The organism is Winogradskyella schleiferi (assembly GCF_013394655.1).
In the GTDB taxonomy this organism is placed as follows: domain Bacteria; phylum Bacteroidota; class Bacteroidia; order Flavobacteriales; family Flavobacteriaceae; genus Winogradskyella; species Winogradskyella schleiferi.
On sequence record NZ_CP053351.1, the window covers coordinates 2,027,034 to 2,044,322 of the forward strand.

The window sequence follows — 17,289 nt, forward strand, 5'->3', positions numbered from 1 at the left end:
AAGCCGTTTAACCCCTAAATATGCATTTCATATGCAAAAATATTTCACTAAAAATGTCAAAATAAAATTGTTTTATTTAATAAATTGTATAGATTTGTTGCACTAAGATTAATTTAAAAGCGTGAATATGAATACCAAATCTACTTTATTTTGTGCTATTTTTTTTCTAATGATAAGCATGGGTTTTGCTCAAAAAAAGAATGAGACTCAAAGTATTATTAGTGGCAAAGTAAATATTTCAAAATATCACAGTCGTGAGGACCTAAAAAAGCTAAAGAAAGGCGATCTACTTGTTCTTTATATAGAACGGATTGAAGTTATTGTAAATATTTTGCCAAATATTGCATTTGCGACCAAGCCTGGAGTTACTATGCAGTCTTTAGGAATACCGGATACAAAAGATAATAAAAAGGCTTTAGAAGATAATATTGATGCCTCTGTCTCTTATTTCGATAGTACAATAGAATTTCAAAAAAAGATACTACCTTATTCCGACACCACAGATTTAATTGCAGCAATATTATTTTATGAATCTACTTTAAAAGCCTTACACACTTACGACGATTTTAAAAAGGATTAGTTAGTTTTATTTATTATATGTGTTTTAAACCTTGTCTATAATTTGGCAAGGTTTTTTTTAGTCCAACATTTTCTTTCTTCATTTTTAATGAACACTACATAATGTCGATAAATAGCAGTTTATTGTAAGAATATACCTGTTATTAAAATAATATTGTGTATTTCGTCGATATTATTTGTGTTTCATAGGTATTGTTGTTATGTTTGGTGTCATATAGTTTAAAAGCCCTCATTAATCTAAACTTAAAATTTACCTACTATGAAAAAAATTACACTCTCGTCACTTTTCTTTCTTTTAGTGTTCGGTAATTTAGTTGCCCAACAAGAAAAAGGAATTACTGGTTACAATAATTGGTTGAACACTTGGACAGACTTCAAACCCAATAATGCCAACTATGAAGAACCAACACAAATATTAACAGGCAACATTTCAGAAAGTACGACATTGACCAAAAGGAATACATACCTTTTATTAGGTGATGTATTTGTTACAGAATGTGCAACTTTAACAATAGAGGCTGGCACTGTAATACTTGGTGATTATAAAACTAAAGGATCTTTAACAATCAGTAAGGGTTCTAGAATCTTGGCTGAGGGAAATCCAACGGATCCTATCATCTTTACATCTAATAGAGCAGATAAAAAGCCCGGAGATTGGGGAGGCATCTTTATTCTAGGTAATGCACCCATTAATACATTTGGGAAGGTTGCTTCTTTAAACTATGGTCTAAAGCCTTCATCCACAGAAAACATTAGTTATGGTGGTGACAATACCAATGATAATTCTGGAATGCTATCGTATGTTAGAATTGAATATGCTGGAAAAAAGACCAAGGATTTTGGTAATTTTAGTGGACTTACATTAGCAGGAGTTGGACTAAAGACTGAGATAGATAAAGTTATGGTTAGCTACTGTCAAGGTAACTCCTTTAATATTTTAGGTGGTGAAGTGGATTTAATAAAAGCTGTTTCTTACAGATCTAATAAAAATGACTTTAATTTTAATTATGGAGCTCAATCAAATCTTAAAAATTCATTGGCGATTAGATCACCTTACATATCAAGTCCTGATGGATCGCGTTGTTTGTACGTAAGCTCCTATGATTTAAAAGAGGATGCAGATAGTTCAAAGAAAGAAACCAATGTTATTGCTAGAAATCTGACATTGATCAATGTAAGTGACGATTTAAAATCGGATATAAAAGTTGGACTGGTGCAAGAAGCTATATTTATTGGTCCAGATGTGTCCTTTACAATGAGTAAGAGTGTTATTTCTGGCTTTAAACCAGCGGTTATATTTGATGAGAGAATCGTTATTAACAATGAAAACTTGTCTAAGATAAAATTCGAATACTCTTATTTTAATAATTGTAAGGGCAATATTTATCTAAAAAATAATGCCAATAATGATGATTTAGAAAGTTGGTATGGAAGTAGAGCTTTTGATAATGTGTATTCAAAAGGTCCAGATTCCGAAACTTTTATCGATTCGCATGACAGCAGGTATCCAGATTTTAGATTAAGAATTAATAAAATTATTGCTTCAAATGATTTATTTGATGATGAAGAGGATGATTAATAAATACAATTTGATTAATAATTATAATACATACCCAACCCTAAATAGCGTATAGACGAAAAACTTTACAATCCCAAACTAATGCTTAAACCTACTTCCCTAACTCAATTCATAATTGGATTTTGCCTTTTTGCCGTTGTTTTATCAAAACATGGCAATGCGCAAATGGTTATTGGTACACCAAATTTAGGATTTAGCCAAGCATGTGCGAGCGATTCGTTTAACTCCTTTAATGCTACCTTTATTTTTTCACCAGAGTCATTATTGAATGCTTCAAATCAATTTATTGTAGAATTATCTGATTCAGATGGTGAGTTTACTGATCCAACTATTATATATACTTCTGCGACAGGAGCGATAACAGTTTCTCCTGCAACGTTTGATTTTTCATTTCCAGAGTCAACGGCAGGAGAGAATTACCGTATTAGAATTAAAAGTACTTCACCAGCCGCTACAAGTTCTAGATCTGTTCCGTTTGCAGCTTATTATAAAACACAGGATTCACCTTTTACTATTAACAATCTAGTATCTACTGGTGCATTCTGTACTGGTGGCAGTTATTTATTAACGATTGACAATCCTGGTAATGGATCAAACGACTCACCACTACTCTATCCAAACCTTACGTTTAGTTGGTATAAAGAAACGAGTCCTACAACCTCTGTTTTTGTGGCAGAAGGGCCAACACTATCTGTAAATACTAATGGCACTTACTTTGTAGAGACCAATTACGGCACTTGTACCTCCAATTCATTTTCTAATCGGGTTACCATTAGCGAAGCTGTATCTGGAGAAGCCAATGCTACTATTGCGTCTAGTTTAGGAAATCCATTTTGTCCTGAACAAGGGCTTACCACTTTAAGTACTATAGGAGGAAACACGTATCAATGGTTTAAGGATGGCAATATTATACCAGATGCCACAACCCAAATGTACCAAACCAATGAATCTGGTACGTTTTCAGTTCAAGTAGATTTAGGAGAATGTTCTGCTTCGGGTTCTATAGAGTTGGTTAGCGAATTATTTGAAAGCACTATCGATGTTCCAGAATATAATGAAATGCTTTCAGACGAATCATTAGTTGTGAGTGTAACCACTACAGCGCAAAACCCAACATATGAATGGTATTTAAACAACTCAACTATTTCAGGCGCAACTGATGCGTCTTTCGAAGCTACCGAATTCGGCGATTATAAAGTAGTCATTTCTGAAACCACAGGTTGTGAAGCCTCTATGGAATATGCATTTAGTATTGAAGAAGCCCTAGATCTTTTTCCAGATGTCGAAAAAATACCAAATATCATTAGCCCAAATGGGGATTTAATCAATGATACTTGGATTATACCGCCAGCATATGTCAGTGGCACTAATACCGAAGTTATTATAATGACCAATCGTGGAAACGTAGTTTTACAAACCAATGATTATCAAAACAATTGGCCAGAAAACGATTTAAACTTAACAAATATCAGTCAAGTGTATTATTACATCATCACAACGCCTGATAACGAAACAAAAAAAGGTTCTATAACCGTAGTGAAATGATATGAAAAAATATCTTTTGATATTAATAATATGCACCTGTTCTATACAGACGTTCTATTCTCAAGAAGATGATGGAGTGGTTTCGCTTGCAATTCCCACGAGGAATTCTTTGACGTTTAATAGATATACTATAAATCCAACATTCAGTTTCGTTAGGGAACAAACCAAGTTCATCAGTATTTACAATAAGCGTGAATGGGTACAATTCGATAACGCACCACTCACCTATTTAGCCAGTTATTCAGGGCGTTTTGGGGAAAACTTGGGAGCAGGTTTGGGATTGTTTCAACAAAATTATGGCGTACTTACCACCTTCGGTGGTATTTTGAATTTTGCCTATAATGCTAAATTAGGTCAGGATAGTAATCTTACGTTTGGTATTAATATTGGCGCCTATAAAAGTGGTGTAAATACAGGAAATGTAGTTACCAATTTTGATGATCCTTCACTGCAGAATGTACCAGAGAACTTTCTAATGACCATTAATCCTGGTATTAATTACGGCACGGAGTTTTTAGATTTTGGATTATCATTTAACAATTTGGTCTTATATAATTTTGAAACTTCGGCCATGATTGAAGATAATCCACAACAAAGTATTCAAGCACACGTCATGTACACAGGTTACATGAGTAGCAGAGGTTTTTTTGACGAAAGTAAGTTTACAGCTTTAGTACGATCCGATTTTCAGAAAGATGAAACCATCATTTCTGGAGTTGCTATGGTAACTGTACCTAAAGGAATCTGGGCACAAGCCGGCTATAATACACTTTATGGAGCTTCTGGAGGTGTTGGAATTAATATCACGAAGCAAATTGCAATTGAATATAATTATGAAAGAACTTTTGGGAATTTAAACAATTTTGGGTCTTCACATGAAATCACCTTGGCTTACCGATTCAAAAACGATAATTATTATGATTATAGTCGTGAAGATGAAGTAAGCAGTATTATTTCGGGAGGAAACAAAAGACGTCGTATTTCTAAATCTTCAAAATCCAGAACAGCAAGTCGTAAATCAACTAATGACACGAAACTTGGAACTAACGTTTCAAAAGCAAAATCTGAAGCTGATGAGCAGGCAAAATTAGTAGCAGAACAAAAAGCAAAAGCGAAAGCCCACGAACAAGCAGAAGTTATAGCAGCCCAGCAAAGAGCACAACAAGAAGCTGAAGCTAAAGCCAAGATAATTGAAGAACAGAAAGCAAAAGAATTAGCTGAAGTACAGGCAGAACTCGACCAAATTGAAGCAGAAAAAAAGGCTGAAGCAAGAGCGGCAACAAGAGCAAGACTCGAAGCAGAAAAAGCAAAAGCAGAAGCTGATGCACAAGCAAAACTATTAGCAGAGCAAAAGGCTAAGGCCAAAGCTGATGCGCAAGCTAAACTAATGGCAGAACAAAAAGCGAAAGCAGAAGCTGAAGCTCAAGCCAAACTGTTAGCAGAACAAAAAGCGAAAGCAGAAGCCGACGCCCAAGCCAAATTAATAGCAGAACAAAAAGCTAAAGCTGAAGCCGATGCACAAGCAAAATTATTAGCAGAGCAAAAGGCTAAGGCCAAAGCTGATGCGCAAGCCAAATTATTGGCAGAACAAAAAGCTAAAGCCGAAGCTGATGCACAAGCTGAGCTATTAGCAGAGCAAAAGGCTAAAGAAGAAGCCGACGCCCAAGCTCAATTAATAGCAGAACAAAAAGCTAAAGCGGAAGCCGATGCACAAGCAAAATTATTAGCAGAGCAAAGAGCTAAAGAAGATGCTATTTCTAATCCAACAGACGAGCTTGCGAAGTCTATGCAAGGCATAACGAAAATTACAGAGGCCTCTAAAGTTATTCAAAATGAATTGTTTGAACAGTTTAATGATATCGTTGATATAAAAGATCAAGACCTCAAGGATCTTAAAGAAGAAAATGATTTAAGTGACCAAGGAATTACAGTTCAACCAAAACCATTTAAAAGTGTAACTGCGGAAAACAACAAACTTAATGCTATTAAATCAGATTTAGAAAACGTCATCAAAACTAGAAGTGAAAAGATTGATGAATTAAATAAGCTTTACGAAGAAAGAACCGAAGTTGGAGAATATGCTTTAGATGAAGTCAACTTGTTTTACAAAAAAGAAATAAAGCGTTTAAAATCCGAACAATTAAAAGCGATTGAATTAAAAGCTCAATTAGATAAAAAACTGGAAGCTATCAAAGTGGCCACAGAATTTGAAAAAAGAAGACGTATTAAACGCGCCGCTTTCAATAATGAAGAAGATAGATATAGCCAAGATAGAGCAATGTTGAAAAACATAAAACAAACCACAAAACTAAGTGATAAACCTTTAAAAGCTGAAGACTTCGATTTTGGGGAAGTTTTAGGTAATAATATTAAAATTCTAAAAAATATTGATAATGTTGAAAGTGGCTATTACCTAATCATAGCTGTGCATAGCGACACAACCAAAAGAAATGAATTTGTGACCAATGTTGTTGCGTCTGGTCGATCTAATGTCGATTTTTTCCATGATGTCAACACAAGTAAGTATTACATATTCTATGATAAATTTGAAAATATCGGAAATGCTAATGAAGCCTTAAAAACAAAAGGAGACAGACCATATAATGGGAAAATGTCTATTGTTAAAATTGAAAATTAATTAGAGTTAAGCCTCTCTTTACTTGCTTCTCTGCCCCGAGAAAAAAGTGAAGAATTAAAACCAACACCATGAAAAAACCTACTTTTTCTAGAATTGCGATACTTGCGCTTTTCCTTATAATAGGACAGCAAATGTTTGCTCAAAATCTTGTACCATTTTCTCCAAGGTACGACCAAGCCATTAAAGGAGACATTTTATTAATTGGAAACAGTAATGTGGGATTACATGTTTCCGATCCCTACAATGGAAATGCAACCAATGATGGTGTGAACGCTGCGGTTTATGTAGATATTGATGGTGATGGAAGTACATTTAACTCTAGTAGTGCTAGCTTAGAAGTGCCAAGTGATAACGATTGTTATGTCATTGTCTACGCTGGTCTATATTGGAGTGCTGTGGTTGATGGTGATGAACCCATTTCGGATGTAAAATTCAAAGTGCCTGGTGAAGAATATGTCGATATTACTGGTACAGAGATTTATTATCAAAATGCTTCTAATAATAATCAGTCAAATACTTACGCTTATTATCACGATGTTACAGATATGCTTACGGCATTACCAGATCCAGAAGGGAGTTATTCTGTTGCTAACATTTCGACATTAGTAGGTCCAAAACCCAATTCTGAAGGACTTTCTGCTGGTTGGTCATTATTTGTAGTATACGAAGATCCAACGTTACCAAGTAAATATATTACCTCTTTTGATGGATTTACTAAAATCACAAGTGTGATAAATGAAACCTTTCCTGTAAGTGGATTTAATACTATTCCTACTGGTCCAGTTCGTGCAAAATTTGCATTTAGTACAATTGAAGGCGATAGAGGTTATTCTGGAGATTATTTAAGACTTAATGGTAGTACCATTAGTGTTACCAATAATGCAGGAACAACCATAAGACCAGGAAACAACTTTTTTAATAGTTCGGTTTCAGATATTAATCCCGTTACCAACACGTCTGAATTATTTACCAACAGAACGCCAAGCAGTTCTAATACTTTAGGTTTTGATGCAGGAATTATAAATATTCCAAATCCTGGCAATTCGCTGATAGCCAATAATGCCACCTCAGCTGATATTAGTTTGGGAAGTAATTTAGATATCTACTATTATTATTTTAGTGCATTTGCCATTGAAATTATCGCGCCTAACATTGTATTGACAAAGATTGTTGAAGATGATATGGGCAATGATATTGGCGGACAACTAGTCGGTTTAGGGTCGTCTTTGAATTATGTGATCGGGTTTCAAAACACAGGTAATGACGATGCTACAAATTTTACAATTAGGGACATCCTTCCTATAAATATCATTTATAACCATCCTACAGATCTAGTGCTACCAACAGGAGTTTCGGTGGTTAGTTATGATCCTACCACAAGAGAACTTGTTTTAAGTATTGATGATTCTCTTGTTGAGGAGAATGATCCTGTATATGAAATACGAATTGAAGTTCAAGTTGTTGATGATTGTGGTCAGTTGGAAGATGCTTGTTCTAACATAATAAACAACCAAGCTTATGCAACCTATCAGGGTACTTTAAATCCTAATTTCACAATTACAGATGACCCAAGTTTAAGTAGCAATACAGGCTGTTTAATTTCGCCACAGGCTACTAACTTTTTAGCTGATCTCGATTGTACTTTTGAATATAGCGAAATTCTTTGTGGAGAAAGCCTAGAGCTAACAGCTGCCAATGGCTATGATTCCTATGCATGGTCCACGAGTCCAACAGGAACTCCTGTAATTGGAACTTCACAAACGATAACAGTTACAGAAACTGGTACTTATTATTCCTATAATACTGCTATTGCGCCTTGTCAATCCATTGTACAGCAATTTAATGTACAACTCTTTGGTGCGAACACTACCAATCCTGTAATTCCTTATGCAGATGAAGTAGTCATTTGTCCAAACGATGGAAAGGAATTACCAAATATATTTTTATGTGGCGCAGATGATACAAGACTCATTCAAACCAACATATCAGATGCAACATCAGTAATATGGGAAGTACTTGATGAAACGAGTTGTGATGCCGTATCAGATCCTGATTGTGCTAATGAAGATGATTCATGTATTTGGAATACCATTCCAAGCGAAGCAGGCTTCTTGGTAGATACAGCAGGTCAATATCGTATTACTATCAATTATCCTGGAGGTTGTTTTAATCAATTCTACTTCAATGTCTACGAAAATGTATTAAATCCAACGGTCAATGCTACAGATATTATATGTGATACAGACGGAAGTATCATTGTAAATAACGTGCCTTCTAACTATGAATTTAGTATCGACGGTACAAATTTTCAAGATTCTAATGTGTTTTCGATAAGCACTGCTGGAACCTATACTATTTACGTAAGACAAGTTGGGGTTTCAACTAACCCATGTGTATTTACAGTACCTGACGTTCAAATTAGAGATCGAGAATTTACTGGTACAACAACGATTACTCAACCACTATGTCATGGCGACAAAGGAAGTATTCACTTATCGGCAAATGACGTCGATCCTCAATATACCTTTTCAATTTCACAAGGTGCGACTACCGTGAATAGCGTAGGACCTATTGTTGACAATAATTATACATTCCAAAATTTAAATCCTGGAACTTATAAGGCAACCATCGAATCTGAAAATGGTTGTACTTTCACGGAAGACATCACTATTGTTGAACCAGACTTATTAACAGCAACAGTAGCTTTAACAAATCCTTTAAATTGTACAGATGGAGAGATTACTGTTTATCCTGTCGGAGGAACACCGCCTTATTATTACTTTGTAAATGGTGCTACAGATTTCCAGTCTGTACCAGAGATTGTAGTGACTTCGGCTGGAGTTTACAATATTTTAGTGACTGATTCCAATAATTGTAGTACTGATGTATCCATTTCAGTTGAGGCCATTTCCCAACCCGATTTCAGCGTCAATACAACAGATATTTTATGTGCTGATGCAGATAATTCCGGAGCTTTAACGATTAATGTGACCAATGCTAATGGAAATAGTCTTGCTTACAGTATTGATGGAGGCGCCACTTTTGTGAATTCAAATGCATTTACAGGCTTAAGTGTTGGAAATTATGATATCGTAGTGCAATATACGTCTGGTTCTGATGTATGTGAAACCAGTCCACAGACGATTGCTATTAATTCGGCAACTGTTATTACAGGAACTGCGGATTTAACGGCACCATTCACTTGTATATCAGATGGAACGATAACTGTGACAGGAGTTACAGGTGGAAATGCGCCATATGAGTATAGTATTGATGGTATTAATTTTCAAACGAGTAATATATTTGATGATTTAACACAAGGGACATACACTATCATTGTAAAAGACGACAGTGGGTGTTCATCAGCAATGAATCAAATTACTGTTGAAGCCTTAGATCCTCCAACGGATTTAATGTTTGATAATTCACCAGTAACTTGTCCTTCAAACGCAGCGACAGTTTCCATAATAGGGACAACAGGAGGTACAGGAATTTTAGAATATCAAATCACAGCTCCTGCTTCAGCTGTTACCTCATATCAAACTTCAACTGATTTTTCAGGATTAGAACCTGGTACGTATACGTTTCAAGTTAAAGATGAAAATGACTGTGTGTATAGTGAATCTTACACTATTGACCCAATTCCTACACCAACCTTAACTGTTGTTTTAACGGAAGATTTAGATTGTACTGCCACACCAGATGCTTTGATTACGGGAGCCATTACTGGTCCTGGGCCATACACCTATTCAGTTTCTATTAATGGAGGGACTTACTCATCTTTAGGCGCTACAGGAACGCCATTTACATATTCAACAGGAACTGCTGGAACCTACCAGTTTCAAATTACGGATGCCAACGGCTGTACTGCCGAATCATCAGAACTTACCGTGAATCCATTATCATTGCCTGCTATAAGTTTAGTTACACAAACACAACCTATTTTGTGTAATGGAGATACCAACGGAGCAATCGATGTTACTATTGATACTTCAGTCGGAACACCTCCTTTTGTTATTAACGTAAACAATGATACCACAGGAACAGATTTCGGAACACAAACGACTAGCTTACCAGCAGGAACATATACAATAACCGTCACAGATTCGAAAATGTGTACGGCAAACGAAACAGTAACCATTGATCAACCTGATGCTATCGCTATAGATTACGATGCTATTGATATTACTTGTGGTGCTGGAGGGATTTCTCAAGGTTCAGTTATTGTTAATTCTGTAACAGGTGGAACAGCGCCATACAACTATTTTGTTACTGGAACTAATGGGTATTCAAACTCTGAACTTAACAATACAGGATCGACCTCCGTAAGTTTTGATGTTGTTGATTTTGGTTTATATCAAATCAATGTAGTCGATGCTAATGGTTGTTCTATCTTGGTTCAAGATGTATTGGTAGCTTCGCCTCCAACGGATTTAGATATCGATGTCACGGCAACGGTTGATTGTGCCTTGGGAGGAACTGTTGAAGTCAGTATTGGCTCTTCCTTAGCTAGTGCTGGACCATTCTTCTTTGCTATTTATGAAGGCCCAACAACTGTTTATCCAGTTGGAACATGGATAGCTGAAGATTCTACAGGAAGTCAATCAGCAACATTTACTGGCTTAACGCCTGGTGTGCTGTATACCTTTATTGTGTATGATCAATCTACAAATTGTAGTTATTATGAACCTTCTACGGTGCCAATTCCAACGAATTCAACATTAACCGCAACAGCTGTTAGTGCCAATAATATTACCTGTACAGGAAGTGCAGATGGAAACGTTTCATTTACAGTGAATAGTGTTTATGGAAGTGCCGTTAATCTTAGTTATGAGATATTTGATGCTTTAAGTTTAACTTCAACTGGCGTTTCAGGAACCGGATCTGTGCCAGCCAATGGTTCAATAGATGTAACCGATTTGGGACCACTACCATTTGGGAATTATTTTGTGTCCATTAGCGAAACTTCTGGTCCAAATGCTGGATGTGGTGTGGTTACCGTTCCTTTTAATATTACGGAATCTGCATTTCTCTTAGAGTTAGCAGTTTCCATTGACAACAACGCTAATTGTGATCCTAACTCTGGAGTTATTAGTGCGGTGGCTTCAAATGGAACACCACCTTATCAATATCAGATTACAACTTCCGCTACTGCTCCACTCCCATCAGATACTGCTTGGAATGCTTCAAGTACATTTAATTTGGATGCTGGTAGTTATTATGTTCATGTTATTGACGCCTATAATTGTATCGTAACAAGTCCTGTTCAAGTTGTGGATATGGATGCGACTCCTGTGATCTCTACAAGTTTTAACAATCAATGTACGGTTGGCGAAGGCGAATATGAAATTGACGTGAATTTAGATACTGCAGGAATTCCTCCATATAGTGTGAGTATTAATGGTGGAGCGTTTCAAACACAAACCTTCCCTTTTACACTTTCAAATTTATATTCTGGAACGCATACTGTAGAGATTCAAGATGTCAATGGTTGTGGAAACACAGTATCAGTGGATATTGTTGCACCAATTGCCATTACTCCAGAAGTTACCGCGCAACCATCCTGTAATAATGATGATGGGGAAATTACAGTTACTAGCTCTGGTGGATCTGGCTCCTATACATATAGTATTTTGCCAAATTCTGCTTCAATAAGTATTTCAGGAAATGTGTTTTCAGGTGTACCATCAGGAAGTTATACCATTACGATTACAGATTCAGTAACGGCTTGTACTGAAGAAGTTTCAATCGCAGTGTCAGAAGCCATACTCCCTACATTTACATTAACACCAAATGAGATTACTTGTTTCGGAGATAACTCTGGATCATTCGACTTAGATATTGCCAATTATTCAGGTGCTTATACTTATGAAGTCTTTGATGACTTAGGGGCTTCAGTAACAGGAGTTGTAAATGCAAACACATCCACAAATCCAGAAATTGTAACAGGAATGGAAGCCGGAACATTTTCAGTAGCGATTACAGAAACAGATATTCCTTTCTGTTCTGCTACTTCCAATGTGATTATTGCATCGCCTTTAGAAGCCATGACACTCAACGTTTCGGAAACTTCCAATGTGACCTGTAATGACAACGAAGGTACAATTACTGCTGTCGCTACAGGTGGTTGGGGTGATTACGAATATGAATTAACAGGAGCTGCAACCGCTGCATACTCATCTAACGGTTCATTTACAGCATTATCTGCTGGAACTTATACCGTTAATGTTAGAGATGCTGGAGGTTGTATTGTTTCTGAAACCATTGTATTAGAAACTCCAACGCCAATAACAGCGACATTTACGCCGAGCACAACGGTTTTATCTTGTTTTGGAGATCAAGATGCCAGTATAACAATTTCGAATGTTACTGGTGGTCAAGGCACAAACTACACCTACACGTTGAATACAGTTTTACCAACACCAAGTGTTTCTGGTCCACAAACCTCTAATGTATTTGAAAACTTAGGACCTGGAACTTATTTCGTAAGAATTACTGATGGCTACGATTGTGAATTTTCATCTGTAAACATCGTAATTACCGAACCGGAACCTATCGAAGCTAGTTTAGTAAGAACAACAACTCAAACCTGTTTAACAGAATCTACGTTAACACTTAGTGCTACTGGTGGAACAGGCCTATATTCATACAGTGCAAATGCTTCTTTTGCACCAATCTTAGGAACGTTTACTACTTCCACTACATTCCCTGTGTCAGATGGGACGTACTCCTATTATGTTCAAGATGCTAATGGTTGTGTAACTAATGTTTCTAATGAAATTTCGGTTGACCCTTTACTAACATTAGAAGTGGCTTTAGAATCTATAAATCCGACCATTAACTGTGCTGGAGACAATAACGGCTCAATTTTAGCAACAGCAATTGGTGGATTAGGAAACTACACCTACACACTTCAAGATAATTTAGGAAACCCGGTTACTGCGACTCAAGATAGTCCTGGGTATTTCACGGAACTATTTGCTGGTGACTATGTGGTGTATGTAGAAAGTGGCGATTGTGATGCGACTTCTGCTCCAATTAGCATTACAGAACCAGATGCTCCAATTGATGCGACTATTGTAGTCAACAATGTAAGTTGTGCCGGAAATAATAATGGATCTGTTGAAATTACGGCAACTGGAGGAACAGGTGTCATTAAATATGCTATTTCCCCACAACTCAACCAATTTTTTGAAACTAATACGTTTGAAAATTTAGAGCCTGGCAATTATGAAATCATTGTACAAGATGAATTGGGCTGTTTCTTAACATTCAATTTCGATATTTCTGAACCAAACCCTGTGATATTAAGTATCGTGGCCGATTCATTTTTCCCAGAAGTTTGTACAGGAAATGCAGATGGAGAATTTAGTATTGAAATTTCTGGTGGCACATTGCCTTATAGTGTAAGCCTCGATGATTATGACGGTCCTTATACAACAGGAAATGCGACACAAAGTGAATTCGACTTTACTGGTTTAGTTGGTGGAGACCATATTGTATTTGTTAGGGATGCAGAAGGCTGTGAATCGGAATGGAACATTACATTCCCAGAATCCGTGAGTATTCTACCAGAAATCATTATCGAGAATATTTGTGAAAACAATACGCAAGGAAATGCAGTAACCGTTACGGTCGATGCGTCTATCGATGATCTAACGCAACTTGATTATTCACTGAATGGTGGAACGTATCAGGAAAGTAACATTTTCTACAATATACCTGTTGGGACGGATCATTATATAGAAGTAAGACATACCAATGGCTGTATTCAATCGACAGAATTCTTTGATATTGAAGCTTCCGACGCTGTAACTTTAACCTTAACCGAAGGAGAACTAAATGAATTTATTGCCAATGCCTCTGGTGGTGACGGTAATTATCAATTTACAATGAACGGCGAAGATTATGGTGATGAGAACTCATATATCATTACCGAATCTGGAATGTACGAGGTTACTGTAACTGATAGTAGTGGTTGTTTTGCAACGGCTCAAATAGAATTGGAATTTGAAGACATCTGTATCCCAAATTGGTTCACGCCAAATGGAGATGGACAGTATGACACGTGGGCACCTGGTTGTACCGAAAACTATCCTGATCTAACCTTCGATATTTTTGATCGTTACGGAAGAAAAGTTGCGACTTACCATGTTGGTGAGGTTTGGGATGGAAAATATAACGGAAAGGAATTACCAATGGGAGATTATTGGTTTGTTGTTCAAACGAATGATGCTTCACATGACAAAGATTTTGTTGGACATTTTACACTTTATAGATAATAGCAAAGCACAATAAAAAGATAACATTATGAAAAAACTCACACTATATATTCTTTTTTTGGTCTTTGCAAATGGCTATGGACAAGAATTGAACCTACCTGTATTTACGCAATATTTAGCGGATAACGATTTTGTTATTTCGCCAACGTATGCAGGTATTGGAGATAATTTAAAAATAAGGGTTAACGGATTAACACAATGGGTTGGTATTAAAAACGCACCTGACAATCAATCCTTTTATGGCGATTTTAGGTTAGGAAACCGTTCTGGAGTTGGTATTTCGGCTTATAATGATAGAAATGGAAATACACACCAAAAGGGCGTTAAGATTTCTTTCGCGCACCATTTGACCTTAGACTATAAGTCTAAACAGTACCTATCCTTTGGATTATCTTATAACAATAATAATTTCAGAGTGGCCATTGAAGATTTTAATACCACTTACGACATACCAATATTAGATCCTGCAATAACGGATGACAGAGGTGTTTCCAATAATAATTTTGACGCAGGATTCTTATACCGATGGAAATCATTTTATTTGAGTTTGAATGCTAATAATCTTATGAAAAAGGACCTTAATGATTATGAAGGCGCAGAACCAATTGAGCTTTTAAATTATCAATTGTATTCAGGATTCGTCATAAAAAGTAAGCAAAACAAAGATGTGGAATTCGAACCATCTGTGTTTTTTCAAATGTTTGATAGTGACAAACGTTCTAGTACAGATGTTAATTTTAAATACCGAAAGTTTAACCGAAAAGGCGATTATTATTTTGTTGGTGCTTCATATCGTTTTCTTAATGACCAGTTTTTTAAACCCTTAAATGTTGGGCCGATGGGCGGAATCACATTCAATAAGTTCTTTTTTGCTTATTCTTATCAGCTAACCATAAATGATTTATCTGGTTACAATTCCGGTACACACATGGTCACTATTGGCCTAGATTTCTTACAAGGTATAAGTAATTGTGCTTGTACTAGAGGAACTAGTCAGAGCTATTATCGATAAGTGCTTTTTTTAAATTAATAAACTTCTGAATACTGAAATAGAACACTACTTTTAGCGGTAGAAACATTAGTTTATATTTCTCCTATACTGTGATTCATGTTGGTTTCATATTATATAGCTTGTTTAAGGTATTGTTTATTGCTTTACGTACTTCTGTTATATTCACTATATAAACTATTTGGAAATCTTCCATACTAAAATCTTCTCACTTAGATATTTATAATGTTAAGGATTCCTTTCTATTTGCCGTGTATTTATACTAAACCAGCAAACATTATAATCATATCAGCTAATTAAATTCTTCATCAATGTTTAGTTTTAAAAAACTAAAAAATTGAACTATGGAGAAAAATGAAAATAAAAATAAGGCCTATAACGCCGATGTTACAAAAGAAGATTTAGAAAAATTGGGAGAACGCAACGTTGACCAACGCAAAGATCACAAAGGTGACGATGTACAATTAGAGAACAGGGAACGCCCAGTAGACTTTACTGGTAAAAATCTAGATGTTCCTGGTAGAACAATTCCAAGTAAGCGTACCACGAAAATAAAAGATGAAGAAAATCAACTATATAGTCAAGGTAGTGGCCATAATGATCACTTGGAAGATGCAGAAAATCACGAAAAATAATATAAACAACTTATGCCATTTTTAACAAACAAGACAGAAACGTAAAATATTGATTTATTTTTTGAAGATTACGGACACGGACAACCTGTGATATTAATTCATGGTTGGCCATTAAGTCATAAATCTTGGGAACATCAAATTTGGGCTATTGTTGAAGCTGGTTATCGATGTATTGCTTATGATCGCCGTGGTTTTGGTAATTCCTCAGCACCATTCAGGGACTACGACTACTCTACTTTGGCTTCAGATTTAAACGCTATAATTCAGCAATTGGAATTAGAAAATGTCATTCTTGTTGGATTTTCAATGGGAGGTGGAGAAGTTGTTCGTTATTGTACAGATTTTGGTACCCATAATATTACCAAGGCAGCACTTATAAGTTCCATTATTCCTGTAGTGGCTAAAAAAGATGATAACCCTAATGGTGTCCCTCAAAAAGATTTAGAAGATATATTAAACGCTCTTCAATCCGATCGTGTTGGCTTTCTTAAAGGATTTCATAAAAACTTCTATAACTTTAAAGACGATGATAAAACAGTAAGTGAAGCGCAATTACATTTCGATTGGAGCATTGCTTCCCATGCATCGCCAATTGCTACAATACAATGCGCCAAGGCTTGGGCAGAGACTGATTTTAGACCAGAACTTAAAAATGTAGATGTACCTACTCTAATTGTTCATGGTGATGCTGACAATATTGTACCTAAGGCAACAGCAGGAGATCAAGCTGCCAAAGAAATTGCCAATAACACATATGAAGTGATAAAAAATGGTCCACATGGATTGAATATTATACAACACAATCAATTAAATAAAATTTTATTAGATTTTTTAAAATCGTAATTATTTCGATTACGTAAATAAAAGTGATGGTCAACCATCACTTTTTTGTTTTAATACTGATTCTTATAAGAGATATCATCCATAAAACTTAATGATGAAGATCGTTAATAAAATATTAGGTTTTCTAAGTTTCATTTAAACATCACGATGGTTATTAAATTGAAAATATAATAAAGCGT

At 35.8% G+C, this 17,289-nt stretch carries 8 protein-coding genes; all 8 read left to right on the plus strand.

Annotation, left to right across the window (positions count from 1 at the left end; all coding sequences use genetic code 11):
* Nucleotides 1–127 precede the first annotated feature (127 nt).
* The 8 genes from HM990_RS08770 (at nucleotide 128) to HM990_RS08805 (ending at nucleotide 17,110) form a co-directional block, all read left to right on the plus strand.
* A complete protein-coding gene (locus HM990_RS08770; RefSeq protein ID WP_178988572.1) occupies nucleotides 128–580 on the plus strand; it encodes a hypothetical protein in 453 nt (150 codons plus the stop codon).
* 258 nt (nucleotides 581–838) lie between these two features.
* Nucleotides 839–2,158, plus strand: a complete 1,320-nt coding sequence (locus HM990_RS08775) for a hypothetical protein (RefSeq protein WP_178988573.1) — start codon at nucleotides 839–841, stop codon at nucleotides 2,156–2,158.
* 81 nt (nucleotides 2,159–2,239) lie between these two features.
* A complete protein-coding gene (locus tag HM990_RS08780; protein WP_178988574.1) occupies nucleotides 2,240–3,703 on the plus strand; it encodes a T9SS type B sorting domain-containing protein in 1,464 nt (487 codons plus the stop codon).
* Between the two features lies 1 nt (nucleotide 3,704).
* Nucleotides 3,705–6,341, plus strand: a complete 2,637-nt coding sequence (locus HM990_RS08785) for a PorP/SprF family type IX secretion system membrane protein (RefSeq protein ID WP_178988575.1) — start codon at nucleotides 3,705–3,707, stop codon at nucleotides 6,339–6,341.
* Nucleotides 6,342–6,409: 68 nt separating this feature from the next.
* The gene (locus HM990_RS08790; protein WP_178988576.1) at nucleotides 6,410–14,623 is read left to right on the plus strand and encodes a T9SS type B sorting domain-containing protein; all 8,214 of its coding nucleotides are present in this window, start codon (nucleotides 6,410–6,412) and stop codon (nucleotides 14,621–14,623) included.
* Between the two features lie 28 nt (nucleotides 14,624–14,651).
* Nucleotides 14,652–15,635, plus strand: coding sequence for a PorP/SprF family type IX secretion system membrane protein (locus tag HM990_RS08795; protein ID WP_178988577.1), 984 nt, complete (start codon nucleotides 14,652–14,654; stop codon nucleotides 15,633–15,635).
* Between the two features lie 341 nt (nucleotides 15,636–15,976).
* Nucleotides 15,977–16,267, plus strand: coding sequence for a hypothetical protein (locus HM990_RS08800; RefSeq protein ID WP_178988578.1), 291 nt, complete (start codon nucleotides 15,977–15,979; stop codon nucleotides 16,265–16,267).
* Nucleotides 16,268–16,354: 87 nt separating this feature from the next.
* Nucleotides 16,355–17,110 carry an alpha/beta fold hydrolase gene (locus HM990_RS08805; RefSeq protein WP_229719419.1) on the plus strand — a complete coding sequence of 252 codons (756 nt, stop codon included), beginning with the start codon at nucleotides 16,355–16,357 and terminating at the stop codon, nucleotides 17,108–17,110.
* Nucleotides 17,111–17,289: the final 179 nt, after the last annotated feature.

Excerpts from the sequence above, each read along its gene's own strand:
- HM990_RS08800 (WP_178988578.1), top strand. The coding sequence starts at position 15,977 with ATGGAGAAAAATGAAAATAAAAATAAGGCCTATAACGCCGATGTTACA.
- HM990_RS08790 (WP_178988576.1), top strand. The coding sequence starts at position 6,410 with ATGAAAAAACCTACTTTTTCTAGAATTGCGATACTTGCGCTTTTCCTT.
- HM990_RS08775 (WP_178988573.1), top strand. The coding sequence starts at position 839 with ATGAAAAAAATTACACTCTCGTCACTTTTCTTTCTTTTAGTGTTCGGT.
- HM990_RS08770 (WP_178988572.1), top strand. The coding sequence starts at position 128 with ATGAATACCAAATCTACTTTATTTTGTGCTATTTTTTTTCTAATGATA.
- HM990_RS08795 (WP_178988577.1), top strand. The coding sequence starts at position 14,652 with ATGAAAAAACTCACACTATATATTCTTTTTTTGGTCTTTGCAAATGGC.
- HM990_RS08785 (WP_178988575.1), top strand. The coding sequence starts at position 3,705 with ATGAAAAAATATCTTTTGATATTAATAATATGCACCTGTTCTATACAG.
- HM990_RS08780 (WP_178988574.1), top strand. The coding sequence starts at position 2,240 with ATGCTTAAACCTACTTCCCTAACTCAATTCATAATTGGATTTTGCCTT.